This window comes from Sphingomonas sp. P3_C6, from assembly GCF_056402595.1.
Genome location: NZ_JBFUHB010000016.1, coordinates 66,096 through 83,456, shown reverse-complemented (window position 1 = coordinate 83,456; position 17,361 = coordinate 66,096). Strand labels below are relative to the sequence as shown.

The following is a 17,361-nucleotide window of genomic DNA, read 5'->3' as shown; positions in this document are numbered from 1 at the left end:
GGCGATGGGACAGGCGATATCCACCGAGCGGCAGGGCAGGGGCTTCGACGCGCGCGACCTGATGGTGGTGGCGGCGATGAACGTTCTTTGGGGCTTCAACATCATCGCCGTGAAGATGGCGGTGAGCGCGATCGCGCCGCTGACGGCCGGCTTCCTGCGGCAAGGTATCGTGCTGGTCGTGTGTATCGGCTCGCTCCGCATCATTCCCGGCCGCATGCGGGCGCTGACGCTGCTCGGCATACTGTCCGGCGGCGCCTTCTATGTCGCGACCAACCTGTCGCTGGCGATCACCCATAATGTGGGGGCGCTGGCGATCGCGGGGCAACTGGGCGTGCCCTTTTCGCTGCTGCTGGCGATCGTCGTCTTCCACGAGCGGATTCACCTGCCGAGAATGGCGGGCATCGCCCTTTCCGTCGCTGGCGTCGGGCTGCTGGTGTTCGATCCGACCGTGATCGACGAGATACCGGGACTTGCGCTGACCGCGCTGGCCAGCTTCATCTGGGCGATCTGCTCGCTGATCCAGCGCAATCTGGTCGGGGTGCCGGTGCTGACCATCTATGCCTGGATCGGGCTATGGGGTTCCATCATCCTCGGCTCGATCGCGCTCGTGGTCGAAACCGACGCGATGTGGTCGATTCCCCATATCCCGCTGAAAACGTTCGGCTGGGTCGTGTTTTCGGCGATCGGCTCGACCATATTGGGTCAGGGGGCGATGTCCTGGCTGTTGCAACGCCATCCGATCAGCACGGTGACGCCGCTGACCCTGGCCGCGCCGGTGATCGCAGTCTTCGCTACCGGCTGGTATTTCGATACGCCACCGACGATGCTTATGCTGACCGGGGGTGCTATCGCGATGATCGGTGTCGCGATCGTCACCATCAGGACCGCGCGCGCAGGGGATACACCATGACGATCATCGAAACGCCCTCGCCCAATTTCGACGAACGCTCGCTGGGGATCTCGATGATCGTCCTGCATTATACGGGCATGAAGGACGCCCAGTCGGCGATCGACCGGCTGCGCGACCCGGAAGCGAAGGTGTCGGCGCATTATCTGGTCGCCGAGGACGGCACGGTCCTGCGCATGGTGGCCGAGGACAAGCGCGCCTGGCATGCGGGCAAATCGCGCTGGCGGGGCATCGAGGACGTCAACAGCGCGAGCATCGGCATCGAGATCGTCAATCCTGGGCATGAGCTCGGCTATCCGCCGTTTCCGGAGCAGCAGATCGACGCGCTGATCCCGCTGGTCGCGACGATCAAGGAGCGTCATGGCATTACGCGCGGCAATGTCGTGGGCCATTCGGACATCGCGCCGATGCGCAAGCAGGATCCGGGCGAGCTCTTCCCATGGAACCGCCTAGCCAAGCTGCGCCTCGCACTGCCGCGTCCGACCAGGAACCTGATGGACCCGATGTGGACCGATGCGGGCTTCCTGATCGCGCTCGAGCGGTTCGGTTATGACGTGTCGGACAAGCTGGCGGCGGTGGTGGCGTTCCAGCGGCGCTTCCGGCCGGAGCTGCTCGATGGCGAGATCGACGGCGAGTGCCGGTCGATCCTTTTGGCGCTGTTGTTGCCAAAGCCCGCCGGAGACGACTAAGGCGTCCCTGCCAGAGGGTCGGGCGGCCGCGTCACGTGCGAACGTGCCGAGGAAAGTCCGGGCTCCGCGAAACGACGGTGCCGGGTAACGCCCGGCGGGGGCGACCCCAGGGAAAGTGCCACAGAGAGCAGACGGCGAAGGCTTCGGCCCCGCCACGGTGAAAGGGTGCGGCAAGAGCGCACCGCGCGACTGGTAACAGGAGCGGCACGGCAAACCCCACCGGGAGCAAGACCGAATAGGGGCGGCATATGGGCTTCGTTTCAGCTCGTCGCCCGGGTTGGTTGCTTGAGCCCGCATGCGAATGCGGGCCTAGAGGAATGGTCGCCTATCCCTGAAAGGGGTGGACAGAACCCGGCTTACAGACCCTCTGGCATTTTCCCCCTCGCACTTTCATCGCCCTGTCGCAAAAGCGTCATGGCAATCACGTCCTCAGATGCTTAAGTGGCTCGTTATGGCGCGTTCCTCCTCCCGATCGGTCGACTGGGGCTTTCCCCGCTGGCGCGGCTATGGTTCCGGCCAGGAGGCGACGACGGTACGGCTGTGCGACCGGCACGGCTGCGACGCGCCGGGTAATTGCCCCGCGCCCAAATCGCCGAACAGCCCGGAACGCTGGTATTTTTGCCAGGATCACGCCGCAGAATATAATCGCGGCTGGAATTATTTCGAAGGCCTGACCGCCGAGGAAGCGGCGAGGCGCGAGGCGGAGGAGACCCGCACTTCGAACGGCTATGCCGAATCGAAGCACCATGGCTGGGCAGGCCCCGGCGACGGCAGCCGCTCGCGCGACGAGATGCGGGCGCTGGAAGTGCTCGAACTCGACCCCGACGCCGATTTCGACGCGGTGCGCACGGCGTGGCGCCGGATGGCCAAATCCAATCATCCTGATGTCCGCCCCGGCGACAAGGAGGCCGCGACGCGATTCCAGGCAATCCAGGCCGCCTATGAGGTGCTGCGTACCGCCGAGGATGCCCGGCAATGGAAACCCGCCGTTTGAAATCCGTCCGCTCGGACTGGTCGAGCACGCTGCTGGTCTGCAAGAAATGTTCGAAGAAGCTTGATGGCGGCTTCGGCCCCAAAGGCCGGACGCCGCTCGCCAAGGCGCTGCGCAAGCAACTAGGCCTCAAAAAGGGTCGCAAGGGCAAGGCGGGCATCGTAGAGGTCAAATGCCTGGGGATATGCCCGCGCGGCGCGGTGACCGTCGTGAACGGCGGTGCTCCGGGTGAATGGCTGCTGGTGAAGGCAGGCGCCGATTTGACCGACGTTGCCGAGGGGCTTGGGCTGCCCGGCGCGGGTCAACTGGTAGCGTAGCGCGCCGCGGTCTCACGAATCAGGGCGATCATGTTGGGAATGCCCTGGGTTCGGTTCGAGCTGAGCTGGTTCTTCAGATCGAACGGCGCAAGCGCTCCTTCGATATCGACGCCGAGGATCGCGGCGGGAGGCTGATCCTGCACCGTCAGCAGGACCAGGGCGATGATGCCCTTGGTAATCGCTGCATTGGAATCGGCAAGGAAGTGGAGCCTGCCATCGTCAAGCACGGTGGGATAGACCCATACCGATGCCGAGCAGCCGCGGACCAGGGTCGTATCCGTCTTCAGCGCCTCCGGCATGGACTCAAGTTCCTTGCCCAGATCGATCAGCAGGCGGTAGCGGTCGTCTGCGTCGAGGAAGCTATATTCGTCTTGGAGGTCGGTCAGGCTCTGCATGGGGCGGCGCTACGGCCTGTGTCGGCCAAAATCAAACCGGGAACTCTTCCGCTCCCCGGCGAAGGCCGGGGTACTGTTAGGAAACGGAAGGAAACGGGTAGTACCGTCAGTTACGAGCGGCTCGCAACTGGACCCCGGCCTTCGCCGGGGAGCGGCAGGGACAAATGCGTGAAGCTCAAGGTCGCTACGGAGCTCGACGGAGCTGCAGGTTCAGAGATCCACCCCGGCGGCGATCGCTTCGAGCTTGCGGATGCGTTCCTTCAGGTCGGCGATCTCGATCCGGGCGCTGGCGTTGGGCACGGCCGGGCCGGCATGCATGTCACCCTGGACGGTCAGTTCCTGGTGCTTGAGGGTGAGCCAGCCGCGCCAGCCGGTAAGGGCCGCGTAGGTCAGCATGCCGAGGCCGGCGAGCGATGCCATGGCGATGGTGATGTAGAAGTTCGGATCGGTCATGATCCCTGCTCCTTCGGTCAAGTGCGGTCGCGCAGCTTCTCGATCTCGCGATCGAGGCGTGCGCCGCTGGTGTCGTTTTCGGTGGCGAGCCGTTCGAGGACTGCAAGGCGGTCCTTCATGGCCCGGAGTTCTTCGCGCAGGCGCTGATTCTCTGCCTGGGCGGCGTCATCGTCGCGCAAGCTGAACTCATTGCCCTTGCGGTCGCGACCGACGCCGTAGCGTGCCTGGAGTACCCTGCCGATCGTGACCACGACGACGATGATGGCAACCATTTCAAAGGGGTTCATGTCCCAAATCCCTAATTTCTTAAAATCGTTTCTTCAGAGTGCCTTGCCGGCTTCGCGCTCGAGGCGGCGGCGGGGAGCGTCGACCCTCTCGCAGAGGTAGACGGCGACACCGGCGATGGCGGCCATCACGGCCAGGAAGATGATCATCGTGATATCCTTCGTTCCAAATTCTGTCGTTCAGTTGAGCGGCGGCCGATCGCGGAGCTGCTCGATCTCGGCGGCGACATCGATGCCGCGGTCGGTGACGATGCGTTCCAGGACACGGACCCGTTGTTCGAGGCGTTCGGTCTGGGCCGCATATTGTGCGGCCTTCTCGGCGGCCTGGGCATTGAGCGCCTGAGCCATTTTTTCCTTATGCTTCAGGCTATTATCGTGAGCCGCGTAGATCAGTCCGCCGATGACGGGGATCCCGACGACCACCACTGCCAGCATGAAAATCGTGAAACCGTTCATCGTTTCGCTCCTCTAGTTCCGATCGCGAAGGGCTTCGATCTCCCGGGCGGTACGCTCGGCGGGATCGGTTGCGATGCGTTCGAGAACCGCGATCCGCTCCTCAAGGCGGGAAACCTGCCCGACCAGTCTTTCGTTCTCGGCCGTGAGCAGCTCTGCCTTCCGGTTGAAGGTCAGGTCACCGTCCCGGCTGATCAGCTGGCCCTTCTTGTCGCTAAGCGGGTAGCCGTGCTTTGCGCGGACCCAGGTGGTGAAAGCCCAACTGGCGGGGCCGATCGTGATCGCCGCGACGGGGACGAGGATGCCGAGACTGTTCATTGCGGGTACTCCCTGTTCGACGCGGCGTCTCAGCGCAGGCTGTCGATTTCGTCGGCGAGGCGGCTGTTGCGGCTGGTGTACATCATCTCGATGTCGGCAAGCCGGCGGTCGATGTCGCGGAACTTGGAGCGGACCTCTGCGGTCGAACGCTTCGGGTTCGAGCGGACACCCTGCCAGAACTTCGCGTCCTCGGGGGTCTCGTACAGGCCGTAGGGCTTTGCTTCGGCCATCCAGGCGACCACCCAATAGGCGATCAGCGTCCAGGGGAAGCCACCGGCGACGGTGAGCAGCACGGCGCCGACGCGGACCCAGGTTACATCGACCCCGGTGTAATCGGCGATCCCGGAGCAGACGCCGAGCCATTTGCGGTTCTGCTTGTCGAGATAGAATTTGGTGCGACTTGCGGACATCTCAGTTGCTCCTGGGAAGGTCGTTGCTGGTCGAAGGCGTCGTCATGCCGGGGCGCCAATCGGGATGGTCGGCGGCGACGATGCGCTCCACGGTATTCAGGCGGTCTTCGAGCCGGCGGGCGAGATAGTGAAGCTCGTCGAGCAGGTTCTCGTCCTCGGTGGTGATCTTCGGGGCCTGCTTCCACTTGGTGATGTAGTGGAGGATGACCCAGGGCATCCCGATGAAGATCGACGTGATGGCCAGGGCCGGGATGAAGTCTTCCATGTCAGCCGTCCTTGCCGGCGGCACGCGCCTTCATCGCGGCGAGCTCGGCCTCGACCTTCTCGTTCGACTTGAGCTCGGCGATCTCCTCTTCGAGGCTCTTCACGACGCCCATGCCGGCGACTTCGGCGCGGCCCTCGGCCATGTCCACACGGCGCTCCATGATCTCGAAGCGCGAGAAGGCGTCCTGCATCTTCGGGCCGGCATACATCTCGCGCAGCTTGTAGCGGTTCTGCGCACTTTCGAGCCGGGTGACGATCGAGTTCTGACGGGTGCGGGCTTCACGCAGCTTGGTCTGCAACTTGTTGATGTCCTCTTCCGACGCGCGGAGCGCCTCGTCGAGCACCGCAATCTCGCTGCCGAGCTGGACTGCCATGTCGGCTGCCTTCTGCTTCTCGACCAGGGCTGCCTTGGCCAGGTCCTCGCGGCCCTTGGACAGTGCCAGCTCGGCCTTTTCGGTCCAGCTTTCCTGCAGCGTCTCGAGCTTCGTGATGTGGCGGCGCATCTCCTTCTGGTCGGCGATGGTGCGCGCGGCAGAGGCGCGGACCTCGACCAGGGTCTCCTCCATCTCGAGGATGATCATGCGGATCATCTTGGCGGGGTCTTCCGCCTTGTCGAGCAGGTCGGTGAAGTTGGCGGCGATGATGTCGCGGGTTCGGGAGAAAATGCCCATCTCGAAAACTCTCCTAAAAGGTACGCAGGATACTGGGTGAAGGGGTTGAAGGGCTGCCGGGGCGAGCAAGGGATGGCCGCCCCGGCAGGCGCCGCCTGATCAGGCGGCGGTCTGGGTGTAGAGAGCCGCCGGAGCGGCCTGGGCCGGCGCAACGGCGCCGAGCAGGAAGGTGGAGCCCAGCACGATCGCACAAGCGATGGCTGCGACGGTGTGGCGGATGTCGCCGGCTTTGTAGTTGTTGTTCATTGTTTTCGTCCCTGTAACTGGTTGTTCGTGGCGCCCCGTGGGGCGGATGCCTGACGTATTGCAGGGAGCGTGCCAGTTTCGAAAAAGGCTGTTTTCCGCCATTTTTTGCTGAACGGCCCATGAATGGCGACAAAATATCTTGCCAAGCCTTGGGAATTTACGCCAAGCCTTGGGGATGGATCGCACCACCCAGGTCATCGGACAATCGAACGTTTTCCTCGAGACGCTGGAGCGCGCCAGCCGCGCCGCCGCGCTCGACCGCCCGGTGCTCGTAATCGGAGAGCGCGGCACCGGCAAGGAACTGGTGGCAGAGCGCCTGCACCGTCTCAGCCCGCGCTGGGACCAGCCTCTGGTGGTGATGAACTGCGCCGCCTTGCCCGAGACACTGATCGAGGCCGAGCTGTTCGGGCATGAAGCCGGCGCCTTCACCGGCGCGACCAAGTCGCGGGTCGGGCGCTTCGAGGAGGCGCACCGCGGAACCCTGTTCCTCGACGAGCTCGGCACCCTGTCGATGGGCGCACAGGAACGGTTGCTGCGGGCAGTGGAATATGGCGAGATCACACGGATCGGATCGTCGCGCCCTTTGCAGGTCGATGTGCGCATCGTGGCTGCGACCAACGAGAATCTGCCCGACAAGGTCTCGCGGCACCAGTTCCGCGCCGATCTGCTCGACCGGCTGTCGTTCGAAGTGGTGACCCTGCCGCCGCTGCGCGCGCGGCCGGGCGACGTGCTGGTGCTGGCCGAGCATTTCGGGCGGCGCATGGCATCTGAGATGGGGTTCGACGACTGGCCCGGCTTTGGCGAGAATGCCATGGCGGCGCTGGTCGATTATCAATGGCCGGGCAATGTGCGCGAGCTGCGCAATGTAGTCGAACGCGCCGTGTACCGGTGGGAGGACGCGGGTCCGATCGACTCGATCGAGTTCGACCCGTTCCATTCGCCCTATCGCCCCGCACCGGCCGGTGCGCCTGCCTCGGTCGTTCCATCAGCGATGCCGGTCGCTGAACCGCCGGTTGTCGCCGTGTCTGCCGATGAGGAGGAAGGCGAGGGGCCGCTCGACTTCAAGACCCGCATCGCCCGGTTCGAGCGCGACCTGCTCACCAAGGCGCTGGCCGAGCATCGTTTCAACCAGAGGGCTACGGCCGAGGCGCTTGGGCTGACGTACGACCAGCTTCGTCATGCGTTGAAACGCCATGGTCTTATTTCAGCCGGCGCCTGACGGAATCGGTTGCGTAACGAGGCCTTCGGACCCATTTCACCCGCTCGGCGTTGCGTCAGTGACCCGCGTATTTCCTAGGAGGATGACTCATGGCTTTCGAACTGCCCCCACTTCCCTACGCCTATGACGCGCTGGAGCCGACCATCAACGAAGAGACGATGAAGTTCCATCACGACAAGCATCACAAGGCCTATACCGACAAGCTCAACGAGGGCGTCGAGAAGGATCCTTCGCTGGCCGGCAAGACGATCGAGGAGATCCTGGCGGTCATCTCGACCCAGCCGCCGCTTGTCCGCAACAATGGCGGTGGTTTCTGGAACCATGATTTCTTCTGGAAGATCATGACTCCGGGCGGCGGCACGCCGTCGGGCAAGCTGGCCGAGGCGATCGCTGCCTATGGCGGGCTCGACAAGCTCAAGGAAGATTTCAACGGCAAGGGCGCCGGGCAGTTCGGTTCGGGCTGGGCCTGGGTCATCACCGACGCGGACGGCAAGCTGTCGATCACCAGCACGCCGAACCAGGACAATCCGCTGATGGACGACGTCGCCGTCAAGGGCACGCCGATCCTGGGTAACGACGTGTGGGAGCACGCCTATTACCTGACCTATCGCAACGATCGTCCGGGCTATCTGAAGGCTTGGTGGGACGTCGTGAACTGGGACGAGGCCGGGCGGATCTACGACAGCGTCGTAGGCTGATCCTCGGAATTCCTCCCCTGAGCTTGCTCAGGGGAGGATTTTTTAGCCTTCCGGCGGGATCGGCGGTTCCTGGCCTGTATTCAGGCCATGCTTCATCAGCATCGGCACATTGGCGATGGCGAAGATCATCGTCAGCGGGATCGCGCCCCAGAGCTTGAAGGCGACCCAGGTGTCGGTAGTCGTATTGCGCCAAACCGCTTCGTTCAGCACCGCCATGAATATGAAGAAGATCGCCCAGTTGATCGTCAGCTTGCGCCAGCCGGTCTCGGTGAGGCCGGGATAGGCTGCCTCGAGCAGCGATTGCAGCAATGGGCGGCCGGTCGCGAGACCGAAGGCGAGGATCGCCGCGAAGCTCGAATAGACGAAGGTCGGCTTGATCTTGATGAAGGTCTCGTCGTGGAAATAGAGCGTCAGGCCGCCGAACACGAGCACCAGCGTTCCCGTCATCCACAGCATCGGCGAGATGCGGCCGGTCTTCCACCGCGACACGATCATCGCGATCACACTCGCGATCATGAACGCGACGGTTGCCGCGAGCAGGCGGGCGATTTGTGGTCCGCTGCTCATGAAATTCACGAGGAAGAACACTGCGAGCGGCGCGATGTCGATCGCGAGCCGGAGGCCCGGATTGATCGGGGGATGCTTCGGGTTACTTGCCATTGCGGATCCCTTCCACGCCCGCGATGATCCGCGCAACCTCGTTCGGATCGAACGGGCGAAGATCGCCCATGCCCTCGCCGACGCCGATGGCGTGGATCGGCAGGCCATATCTCTCCGCCGCCGCAACCAGCACGCCGCCGCGCGCGGTGCCGTCGAGCTTGGTCATGATCAGGCCGGTGACCCCGGCGAATTCCTTGAACACCTCGATCTGGTTGAGCGCGTTTTGGCCGGTGGTCGCGTCCAGCACCAAGAGGATATCGTGCGGCGATTCCGGGTTGATGCGGCCAAGCACGCGTCGGATCTTGGACAGTTCGTCCATCAGTTCGCGCTTGTTCTGCAGGCGGCCCGCGGTGTCGACGATCAGCGCGTCGATACCGGTGGCAGTCGCCTGCTTGACCGCCTCATAGACGATGCCGGCGGCGTCGCCGCCCTCGGCGCCGGAGACGATCGGCACGCCGACCCGGCCCGCCCAGGTGGCGAGCTGGCCGATCGCGGCGGCGCGGAACGTGTCGCCGGCGGCGAGCATCACGCCATAATCCTGCTCGGTGAGGTAGTGCGCCAGTTTGGCGATGGTGGTGGTCTTGCCCGAGCCGTTGACGCCGATGACGAGGATCACCTGAGGGCGGGGAAAGGCCTCGATCTCGAGCGGTTTCGCGACCTTGGCCAGGACCTTCTCGATCTCCTCGGCGACGACCAGGCGGATGCCGAGCTCCTCCATGTTCCGCTCGAACCTGCCCTCGGCAAGGCGGGCGCGGATCCGGGCAGAGGTTTCGGGGCCGAGATCCGAGGCGATCAGTGCTTCCTCGATCTCGTCGAGCGTCTCGTCGTCGAGACGCGCGGTGCCGAGCCCGGCGAGATTGCCGAGCAGGCGGTCAGAAGTGCGCTTGAAGCCGCCGAGCAGTTTGTCGTGCCAGCTTGGAGTGGTGCTCATTCAGGGGTTCCGGTGAGAGAAATGGCGCTGGCGCCGGTGATGAGGATTGGTTGAATCGAGCCCACTAGTTCCGTTCGTGCTGAGCCCAAAGGATTGCTCGCCTCTGCCGCAGGGGCAGGGAAGGGAAAGCGTACTTCGGCGAAGGCCGGGGCGTGCCCACGATCGCCTGGACGCTCGACCAGCACCGGCTGGACGGTGCCGACGAGGCTCTTCAACCAGATTTCGCGTCGTGCGGCGCCGGTCTCCCGAAGCATCCGGGCGCGGCGCTTGCGCACCTCCGGCTCGACCTGGGGCATGCGTGCCGCGGGCGTGCCTTCGCGCGGCGAATAGGGGAAGATGTGCGGGTGGACGATGTCGCAATCGCCGATCAGCGCGAGAGTGTTGCCGAACATCGCCTCGGTTTCGGTCGGGAAGCCGGCGATCAGATCGGCGCCGATCGCGATGTCGGGGCGGGCCGCCTTCAGGCGCTCGACCACCCGCATGCTTTCCGCGCGGCTGTGACGGCGCTTCATGCGCTTGAGGATCATGTCGTCGCCCGCCTGGAGCGAGAGATGGACATGCGGCATCATGCGCGGCTCGCCGGTGAGCAGGTCGAACAGCCGGTCGTCGATCTCGATCGAATCGAGCGAGGACAGGCGCAGGCGCTCCAGCTTCGGGACATGGGTGAGGATCCGTTCGACCAGCATGCCCAGCGAGGGCGTGCCGGGAAGGTCGGGACCGTAGCTGGTCAGGTCGACGCCGGTGAGGACGATTTCGCCGTGTCCGATATCGACCAGTGTTCGAATCCGGTCGATCACGCCGCCCGCCGGGACCGAGCGGCTGTTGCCGCGCCCGAACGGGATGGCGCAGAAGGTGCAGCGATGATCGCAGCCATTCTGCACCTCGACGAAGGCGCGGGCGTGCGCCGCGAAAGCGGCGGCGAGATGGGGCGCGGTCTCGCGCACTTGCATGATGTCGCCGACGATCACCTCGTCATGAGCTTCCCAAGCTTCTGATGTGAGCTTTTCGGCATTGCCGATCACCCGGTCGACCTCTGGCATGGCGGAAAAGCCCTGCGGATCGATCTGCGCCGCGCAGCCGGTCACCACGATCTGCGCGCCAGGCCGGTCGCGGCGCGCACGGCGGATCGCGCTGCGCGTCTCGCTCACGGCGCTGTTGGTGACGGCACAGCTGTTGACGACCACCAAGTCCCGCCCGCCGACAAGCGCACGGATCGTCTCGCTTTCAGCGATGTTGAGGCGGCAGCCCAGGCTGATAATGTCGGGCTCAGCCATGAAGGAGGCCGGGACGGTGGTACATGCGGGGTGATCTAGGGGCGGGTTCGGGCGAAGTCCATGACGGCGACGTGCACGATGACGCCGAAGCGGTGCTTGCCTTCTGGTTCGGCGAGGTTCCGCCGGAGAAGCGCTTTGCCAGGGACGAGGCGCTCGACCGGGAAATCGCCGATCGTTTCCGCGCGTTGCGTGATGCGGTGCTGGCGAACGGCGCGCGCGACTGGCGCGGTACACCGGACGATCTTCTCGCGGCGATCGTTCTGATCGACCAATTCTCCCGCAACATCCACCGCGGTTCGCCGGAGGCGTTTGCCGGCGACGCGCTGGCGCTGGATCTGACGCGCGAGGCGATCGAGAGGGGATGGGACGAGCGGGTCGATCAGGATGAGGCGCGCGCCTTCCTCTACATGCCGTTGATGCATGCCGAGAATCGCGAGGCTCAGATGCTGAGCATCGCCTGTTTCGAGCAGCTCGGGGACGAGGAAAACCTGCGCTACGCCCGCGACCACGCGGCGGTGATCGAGCGATTTGGCCGGTTTCCCTCACGCAATCAGGTGCTTGGGCGCCAGTCGACGCCCGAGGAAGAGGCCTATCTCACCCAGCCAGACGCTGGCTGGTAGAAGAAGGGCCGTCAGCGGCGTCTTTCAGCTTTGCGGCCGGGGGCTGGAGCAGCAGGCGCTTCTCGGCGAGGAGGCGGCGGGTGTTGTTGATGCTCATCGGGCGGCCGTAAAGATAGCCCTGGCCCTTCGAGCAGCCGAGGGTGCGAAGCCGCTCCTCGATCGAGGCGTCCTCGATGCCCTCCGCGGTGATGGGAAGGTTGAGGCTGTCGCCGAGGCGGGTGATGGCGTTGACGATCGCGGCGCTTTCCGAATTGTCGTTGATCGACATGATGAAGCTTTTGTCGATCTTGATCCGGTCGAAGGGCAGGGCGCGCAGATGCGCCAGCGACGAATAGCCGGTGCCGAAATCGTCGAGGGCGAGGCGGATGCCCTGGTTCTTCAGGCTGCCGACGATCGACTGGGCGAGCGCTAGATTGTCGAACAGCGAGCTTTCGGTGATCTCGATCTCCAGCCGGTTCGCCGGGAACCCGGTTTCGGTCAGGACCTTGATGATCTTCTGCGCGAGCCAGGCATCCTTGAGCTGCCAGGGCGAGATGTTGACCGAGATCGACAGCGCGGGATCCCAGTCCTTCGCGGCCATGAAGGCCTGGCGCATGATCGACAGTGAAAGATCGGCGATCATGCCGGTCTCCTCCGCGATCGGGATGAAGATGTCGGGGCCGATCAGGCCGCGTTGCGGGTGTTCCCAGCGCGCCAGGACCTCGAAACCGCCGAGGCGGCCGGTGGTGAGATCGATCTGCTGCTCGAAATAGGGGACGATTTCTTGCCGTGGGATAGCGCCACGCAGGCCGACCTCGAGCTCGTTGCGGGCCTGGAGCTCGCGCTCCATCGACAGGTCGAACCAGGCGAAGCGGTTCCGGCCCGAATTCTTGGCCGCATACATGGCGATATCGGCCGAGCGCATCAGCGCATCGATGCTTGCGCAATCGAAGTCCGAGCGGGCGATGCCGATCGAGGCGCTGATATGGAGTTGAAGCCCCTCTGCCCTGAACGGCTGGGCGAGTCGCGAGACGAGGCGTTCGGCGATCCGCTCGACCGTGCCGGGATGGGCCGGGTCGAACAGGAAGGCGCAGGCGAATTCGTCGCCGCCGAACCGCGCGGTCAGTGAGATCGAGGGCATGGCCGCCGCGATCTCGACCGCGACCTCCCGCAGCAGGGCGTCGCCGGTCGCGTGGCCGTGCATGTCGTTGATCGTCTTGAAGTGATCGAGGTCGAGCATCATCATCGCCATGGCCTTGCCGCGACGCTGGGCACGGACAAACATCGCCGCGCCTTCCTCGCCAAGGCTGCGGCGATTGAGGAAGCCGGTCAACGGATCCTTGGCGGCAAGCTGATGCGCGCGTTCCTCCGCTGCCGCGCGAATCGAGACCTCGCGGGCAAGCTCCCGGTGGCGGCGCCAGCCGAACAGGATCAGGGCGACGTTGAGCAGCAGGGCGATGACGAGAGTCTGGTCGGTGCTTTCGCCGCCCGCGAAATAATGCTGGAGCGTCGAGGACAGCACCGAGCTGCCCGTGCCGACGAACAACAGGATCGACGCAACGGTGATCGCGCCGCTGAGTGTGTCGCGACGAGCCTGTGGCGGCTCCATTTTCGATTCGTCGCCGATTTCACCCACCATGCAGACGTGCCCCATGCTTCCCCGTGGCGATTGATCCCATAACAGCAGTGTAGATCGGGTTAAGCCCGGTGCATGCGCCGCATGATCGGGCAGCGGTTTCGCGGTGAGGTTGCCTAAGCGGGCTGGCTGCGCTAAAGACCGCCGCGATCGTTTTCCGACATGGGATTCGTGAAGAGGCTGCCCATGGGGCTACGCCGGCCGACGAGGTTTCGTCCGCCGGCGTTCTTTGCGTTTCACCATGGCGTGCCGCGATACGGAATGAAAGGTTGTTGATGTTCGAGAGCCTGAGCGACCGCCTTGGCGGTGTGTTCGATCGACTGCGTGGGCGCGGTGCGCTGACGGAGGCGGACGTGCGCGCGGCGATGCGCGAGGTGCGTGTCGCCTTGCTCGAAGCCGACGTCGCGCTGCCGGTGGCACGCGAGTTCGTCGACAAGGCGACCGAAAAGGCGATCGGCCAGAACGTCCTGCGCTCGGTGACGCCGGGCCAGCAGGTCGTGAAGATCGTGAACGATGCGCTGGTCGAGATGCTCGGCTCCGACGCGTCGGAGCTGGAACTCAACGTCACGCCGCCGGCGGTGATCATGATGGTCGGGCTTCAGGGTTCGGGCAAGACGACCACCACGGCGAAGATCGCCAAGCGCCTGACCGGGCGTGAGCGCAAGAAGGTGCTGATGGCGTCGCTCGACGTCAATCGCCCGAACGCGCAGGAGCAGCTGGCGACGCTCGGTACCCAGGCGGAGGTCGCGACCCTGCCGATCGTGCCGGGCCAGCAGCCGGTGGATATTGCCCGCCGCGCGCTGCAGGCGGCGAAGTTGCAGGGCTATGACGTCCTGATGCTCGACACCGCTGGTCGTCTGCACGTCGACCAGGCGTTGATGGACGAGATGCGCGCCGTCGCCGATGTGGCGAAGCCGGCCGAAATCCTGCTCGTCGTCGATGCGCTTACCGGCCAGGACGCGGTCAATGTCGCCAGCAGCTTCTCGGCGCAGGTGCCGCTGACCGGCGTGGTGCTGACCCGCATGGACGGCGATGCGCGTGGCGGTGCGGCATTGTCGATGCGGGCCGTCACCGGCAAGCCGATCAAGTTCGCCGGCATGGGCGAGAAGCTCGATGCGCTCGAGGCGTTCCATCCGGGCCGGGTCGCCGGCCGGATTCTCGGCATGGGCGACGTGGTCGGCCTGGTCGAGCGTGCTGCAGAGGCGATCCAGCAGGAAGACGCCGAGAAGATGGCGGCGAAGCTGGCCAAGGGCCAGTTCGACATGGACGACCTGCGCGCCCAGCTCGCGCAGATGCGCCGGATGGGCGGGCTCGGCGCGCTCGCCGGCATGATCCCCGGCATGAAGAAGGCGCAACAGGCAATGGCCTCTGGTGCGGTCGACGAGCGGATACTGCTCCGGATGGATGCGATGATCACCTCGATGACCCCCAAGGAGCGGGCCAAGCCCGAGATCATCAACGCCAAGCGCAAGATCCGCGTGGCGAAGGGCAGCGGCACGACCGTGCAGGACGTGAACAAGCTGCTGAAGATGCACCAGGAAATGTCCACCGCCATGAAGAAGATCCGCAAGATGGGCGGGTTGAAGGGCATGGCGGCGATGCTCGGCAAGGGCGGCATGGGTGGCCTGGGCAATGCCCTTGGCGGCCCGGGGCTCGGCAACATGCTGGGCGGCAACGGCCCGGTCGGCGGCCCCGGACTGCCGGGACTTGGCGGCGGCCAGGCCAATCTGCCCCCCGGCTTCGAGAATTTGATCAAGAAGAAATAACGTAATCGAAAGAAGGAAGAAGAAGTAATGGCACTCAGCATTCGTCTGTCGCGTGGCGGCTCCAAGAAGCGCCCGTATTACCGCATCGTGGTGGCGGACGCCCGTTCGCCCCGTGACGGCCGCTTCATCGAGAAGCTCGGCACCTACAACCCGCTGCTCGCCAAGGACGATGACAAGCGCATCGTGCTCGACGGCGACCGCGCCAAGCATTGGCTGAGCGTTGGTGCGCAGCCGACCGACCGCGTCGCGCGCTTCCTCGACGTCGCCGGGGTCCGTGAGCGTCCGGCACGCAACAACCCGAACAAGGGCAAGCCCGGCGAGAAGGCCACCGAGCGCGCTGAAGAGCGTGCGACCAAGCTGGCCGAGGCGGAAGAGGCGAAGACCGCAGCCGCTGCAGCCGCCGCCGAGGCAGCCGCTGCTCCCGCTCCCGAGCCTGAGCCCGTCGCCGAGGAAGCGCCCGCTCAGGACAGCAACGAGGAAGCGGAAGCAGTGATCGCCGCCGAGATCGAGGCTGCCACCGAAGAGCCGACGCCGGAAGCCGAAGCAGTTGCCGAGGCGACCGCCGAAGAGACCCCGCCGGTCGAAGCAGCAGCCGAGGAGGCTCCTGCGGCCGAGGCCAATGAATCGACTCCGGACAGCGATGCCGGCGACACCGGTGAAGCCGCCGAAGGCAAGTCGGCTCAGGCTCCGGCCGAGGGCTGATGCCTCAGGATTCCCCCGTCACGCTCGCCGTTATCATCGGCGCGCACGGCGTGACGGGGGAAATCCGTCTCAAGATCTTCGCCGAAGATTTGAAGCCCTATAAGAGCTTCAACAACGGGACGCTGACCCTGAAGTCGGTGCGCCCAGGCAGTAACGGCGCGATCGCGCGGATTGCCGAAATCAACGACCGCAACGCCGCCGAGGCGTTGCGCGGTACCGAACTGACGGTGCCGAGGTCTGCGCTGCCCCCGCTCGAAGAGGGCGAATATTATCATACCGACCTGCTTGGCCTGCCGGCCGTCTCGACGACGGACGAGGAACTCGGCCGGGTGGTCGCGATTGACGATTTCGGGGCGGGCGACGTGATCGAGATCGAGCGGCCCGATGGCAAACGTTTCATGGTGCCCATGCGTCCCGAGGCGGTGCCCGAATGGAACGAGGCGCGGATGGTGGTGTCCGCCGAGTTCGTCACCGCCTGAGCGGGCGGCGTTCGTCTAGCAGGTTGCGGATCGTCGTCGCGGCAACGCCGGCTTCGCCCATGGCGTGACTGATCTGATCCAGCCCCTTCACGACATCGCCAGCCGCGAACAGGCCAGGCACCGAGGTGCGCTGATGGTCGTCGACTTCGAGGCATCCGTCTTCGGAGGCGCGGGCTCCGGCCGCCACGGCCAGTTTCGAGCGGATTCGCGATCCCAAGGCCGGATAGATGCTGTCGAACGCCAACTCGCCGCCGGGTGTGGTCGCAACAATCACGTCACCGGCGACGCGAAGCGGTGAGCATGGCCCGTCGATATGCTTGATGCCGGCCTCGTCGAGCTTCTGCCTGCACGTTGCGTCGAGATCGTGCGCAGCGCCGGGGGCGATCAGGGTAACGTCGCGGGTAAAGCCGCGCAGGAACAACGCCTCGCGCATGCCGTGGTCGCCGGTGCCGATCACACCGACCCGCTTGTCGGTCACCTCATAGCCATCGCAGATCGGACAGTAGCGGATCAGGCCGCGCGCCAGTGCGGCGTCATGCTCGTTGCGGGGCATGTCGGGACGGTGGTTCTCCACGCCAGTCGCGAGCAACACCGCTCGTGCCTGGACGATGCGGCCTGCGTCACCGACATGGACCTCGAACCCGTCGCCGACAGGCTTGATGGCCGTCACCGCCGCCAACTCGCGCCGGGCGCCGAAGCTCTCCGCCTGGTCGAGCATAAGGGCGAGCAGATCCTTGCCGGAGATACCGCCCGGATAGCCGGCGTGGTTATGGGTACGGGGGATGAGCGCCGCACGGCTGGAGCCGCAATCGAACAGCCGGATCGCGAGGTGAAAGCGAGCGAGGTAGATCGCGGCCGTCAGCCCGGCGGGGCCGGCCCCGATGATGATGCAATCTTCCATCGTCAGTCTCAAAGGTCGGCGATAGGGATGGTTCCCGCCGGGCGGCAGAGATTGACGCTACGGGCATCTGAATGTATATACATTCGGTATATACGGAG

The 17,361-nt window shown here is 64.9% G+C and carries 24 protein-coding genes and 1 other RNA gene; 11 read left to right on the top strand and 14 right to left on the bottom strand.

Going from position 1 to position 17,361, the window contains the following annotated elements; genetic code table 11:
• Positions 1-4: 4 nt before the first annotated feature.
• The 5 genes from AC1DT7_RS15830 to AC1DT7_RS15810 all read left to right on the top strand — a co-directional run bounded on the left by AC1DT7_RS15830 (position 5) and on the right by AC1DT7_RS15810 (position 2,904).
• Positions 5-910: a DMT family transporter gene (locus AC1DT7_RS15830; protein WP_478036994.1), complete on the top strand. Its 906-nt coding sequence runs from the start codon at positions 5-7 to the stop codon at positions 908-910.
• On the top strand, positions 907-1,596 hold the full coding sequence (locus tag AC1DT7_RS15825) for an N-acetylmuramoyl-L-alanine amidase (RefSeq protein ID WP_478036993.1): 690 nt from the start codon (positions 907-909) through the stop codon (positions 1,594-1,596). Before AC1DT7_RS15830 ends, AC1DT7_RS15825 begins: the two co-directional genes overlap by 4 nt.
• A 10-nt stretch (positions 1,597-1,606) precedes the next feature.
• An RNA gene (gene rnpB / locus AC1DT7_RS15820) (RNase P RNA component class A) lies at positions 1,607-1,971 on the top strand.
• A 76-nt stretch (positions 1,972-2,047) separates the two neighbouring features.
• Entirely contained in the window at positions 2,048-2,590 is a 543-nt protein-coding gene (locus AC1DT7_RS15815; RefSeq protein ID WP_478036992.1) for a J domain-containing protein, read from the top strand.
• On the top strand, positions 2,572-2,904 hold the full coding sequence (locus tag AC1DT7_RS15810; RefSeq protein WP_478036991.1) for a hypothetical protein: 333 nt from the start codon (positions 2,572-2,574) through the stop codon (positions 2,902-2,904). Before AC1DT7_RS15815 ends, AC1DT7_RS15810 begins: the two co-directional genes overlap by 19 nt.
• On the opposite strand, the gene AC1DT7_RS15805 is transcribed toward AC1DT7_RS15810, so the two are convergent.
• From AC1DT7_RS15805 to AC1DT7_RS15765, 9 genes are all read right to left on the bottom strand, one after another.
• Positions 2,889-3,299 (bottom strand): SufE family protein, encoded by a 411-nt coding sequence (locus AC1DT7_RS15805; protein ID WP_478036990.1) that lies wholly within the window; start codon positions 3,297-3,299, stop codon positions 2,889-2,891. The two genes, AC1DT7_RS15810 and AC1DT7_RS15805, sit on opposite strands and share 16 nt — an antisense overlap.
• Positions 3,300-3,509: 210 nt before the next feature.
• Positions 3,510-3,752 carry a hypothetical protein gene (locus AC1DT7_RS15800; protein ID WP_478036989.1) on the bottom strand — a complete coding sequence of 81 codons (243 nt, stop codon included), beginning with the start codon at positions 3,750-3,752 and terminating at the stop codon, positions 3,510-3,512.
• A 17-nt stretch (positions 3,753-3,769) separates the two neighbouring features.
• Complete coding sequence (locus AC1DT7_RS15795; protein WP_478036988.1) at positions 3,770-4,039, bottom strand: hypothetical protein; 270 nt, start codon at positions 4,037-4,039, stop codon at positions 3,770-3,772.
• Positions 4,040-4,216: 177 nt separating this feature from the next.
• Positions 4,217-4,492: a hypothetical protein gene (locus AC1DT7_RS15790; RefSeq protein WP_478036987.1), complete on the bottom strand. Its 276-nt coding sequence runs from the start codon at positions 4,490-4,492 to the stop codon at positions 4,217-4,219.
• 12 nt (positions 4,493-4,504) lie between these two features.
• Positions 4,505-4,807 carry a hypothetical protein gene (locus tag AC1DT7_RS15785; RefSeq protein ID WP_478036986.1) on the bottom strand — a complete coding sequence of 101 codons (303 nt, stop codon included), beginning with the start codon at positions 4,805-4,807 and terminating at the stop codon, positions 4,505-4,507.
• 29 nt (positions 4,808-4,836) lie between these two features.
• Positions 4,837-5,217 (bottom strand): envelope stress response membrane protein PspC, encoded by a 381-nt coding sequence (pspC, locus tag AC1DT7_RS15780; RefSeq protein WP_272627169.1) that lies wholly within the window; start codon positions 5,215-5,217, stop codon positions 4,837-4,839.
• 1 nt (position 5,218) lies between these two features.
• Positions 5,219-5,482 carry an envelope stress response membrane protein PspB gene (gene pspB / locus AC1DT7_RS15775; protein ID WP_478036985.1) on the bottom strand — a complete coding sequence of 88 codons (264 nt, stop codon included), beginning with the start codon at positions 5,480-5,482 and terminating at the stop codon, positions 5,219-5,221.
• A gap of 1 nt (position 5,483) precedes the next feature.
• Complete coding sequence (gene pspA, locus AC1DT7_RS15770; RefSeq protein ID WP_478036984.1) at positions 5,484-6,152, bottom strand: phage shock protein PspA; 669 nt, start codon at positions 6,150-6,152, stop codon at positions 5,484-5,486.
• A gap of 99 nt (positions 6,153-6,251) precedes the next feature.
• The gene (locus AC1DT7_RS15765; protein ID WP_478036983.1) at positions 6,252-6,398 is read right to left on the bottom strand and encodes a hypothetical protein; all 147 of its coding nucleotides are present in this window, start codon (positions 6,396-6,398) and stop codon (positions 6,252-6,254) included.
• Between the two features lie 175 nt (positions 6,399-6,573).
• Between AC1DT7_RS15765 and pspF the strand changes: the two genes are divergently transcribed.
• On the top strand, positions 6,574-7,617 hold the full coding sequence (gene pspF, locus AC1DT7_RS15760; protein WP_478036982.1) for a phage shock protein operon transcriptional activator: 1,044 nt from the start codon (positions 6,574-6,576) through the stop codon (positions 7,615-7,617).
• Between the two features lie 89 nt (positions 7,618-7,706).
• Positions 7,707-8,315 carry a superoxide dismutase gene (locus tag AC1DT7_RS15755; RefSeq protein WP_478036981.1) on the top strand — a complete coding sequence of 203 codons (609 nt, stop codon included), beginning with the start codon at positions 7,707-7,709 and terminating at the stop codon, positions 8,313-8,315.
• A 42-nt stretch (positions 8,316-8,357) separates the two neighbouring features.
• Here AC1DT7_RS15755 and AC1DT7_RS15750 read toward each other — a convergent pair whose 3' ends face one another.
• The 3 genes from AC1DT7_RS15750 to mtaB are packed head-to-tail and all read right to left on the bottom strand — an operon-like array spanning position 8,358 to position 11,180.
• Entirely contained in the window at positions 8,358-8,975 is a 618-nt protein-coding gene (locus AC1DT7_RS15750) for a septation protein A (protein WP_478036980.1), read from the bottom strand.
• Positions 8,965-9,906, bottom strand: coding sequence for a signal recognition particle-docking protein FtsY (ftsY, locus tag AC1DT7_RS15745; protein WP_478036979.1), 942 nt, complete (start codon positions 9,904-9,906; stop codon positions 8,965-8,967). The genes AC1DT7_RS15750 and ftsY overlap by 11 nt, the downstream gene beginning before the upstream one ends.
• Positions 9,903-11,180: a tRNA (N(6)-L-threonylcarbamoyladenosine(37)-C(2))-methylthiotransferase MtaB gene (gene mtaB / locus AC1DT7_RS15740; protein WP_478036978.1), complete on the bottom strand. Its 1,278-nt coding sequence runs from the start codon at positions 11,178-11,180 to the stop codon at positions 9,903-9,905. Before mtaB ends, ftsY begins: the two co-directional genes overlap by 4 nt.
• A gap of 23 nt (positions 11,181-11,203) precedes the next feature.
• On the opposite strand from mtaB, the gene AC1DT7_RS15735 reads away from it, so the two are divergent.
• On the top strand, positions 11,204-11,800 hold the full coding sequence (locus tag AC1DT7_RS15735; protein ID WP_478036977.1) for a DUF924 family protein: 597 nt from the start codon (positions 11,204-11,206) through the stop codon (positions 11,798-11,800).
• On the opposite strand, the gene AC1DT7_RS15730 is transcribed toward AC1DT7_RS15735, so the two are convergent.
• Positions 11,775-13,418: a putative bifunctional diguanylate cyclase/phosphodiesterase gene (locus AC1DT7_RS15730; protein WP_478036976.1), complete on the bottom strand. Its 1,644-nt coding sequence runs from the start codon at positions 13,416-13,418 to the stop codon at positions 11,775-11,777. The genes AC1DT7_RS15735 and AC1DT7_RS15730 overlap by 26 nt on opposite strands.
• Positions 13,419-13,690: 272 nt before the next feature.
• Between AC1DT7_RS15730 and ffh the strand changes: the two genes are divergently transcribed.
• From ffh to rimM, 3 genes are read left to right on the top strand one after another with little or no spacing between them, the layout of a single operon-like run.
• Positions 13,691-15,181 (top strand): signal recognition particle protein, encoded by a 1,491-nt coding sequence (gene ffh, locus AC1DT7_RS15725; RefSeq protein WP_478036975.1) that lies wholly within the window; start codon positions 13,691-13,693, stop codon positions 15,179-15,181.
• A gap of 27 nt (positions 15,182-15,208) precedes the next feature.
• Complete coding sequence (gene rpsP, locus AC1DT7_RS15720; RefSeq protein WP_478036974.1) at positions 15,209-15,883, top strand: 30S ribosomal protein S16; 675 nt, start codon at positions 15,209-15,211, stop codon at positions 15,881-15,883.
• Entirely contained in the window at positions 15,883-16,362 is a 480-nt protein-coding gene (gene rimM / locus AC1DT7_RS15715; RefSeq protein ID WP_478036973.1) for a ribosome maturation factor RimM, read from the top strand. The genes rpsP and rimM overlap by 1 nt, the downstream gene beginning before the upstream one ends.
• Here the strand turns inward: rimM and AC1DT7_RS15710 are convergent.
• Complete coding sequence (locus AC1DT7_RS15710) at positions 16,352-17,263, bottom strand: NAD(P)/FAD-dependent oxidoreductase (protein WP_478036972.1); 912 nt, start codon at positions 17,261-17,263, stop codon at positions 16,352-16,354. The genes rimM and AC1DT7_RS15710 overlap by 11 nt on opposite strands.
• Positions 17,264-17,361: the final 98 nt, after the last annotated feature.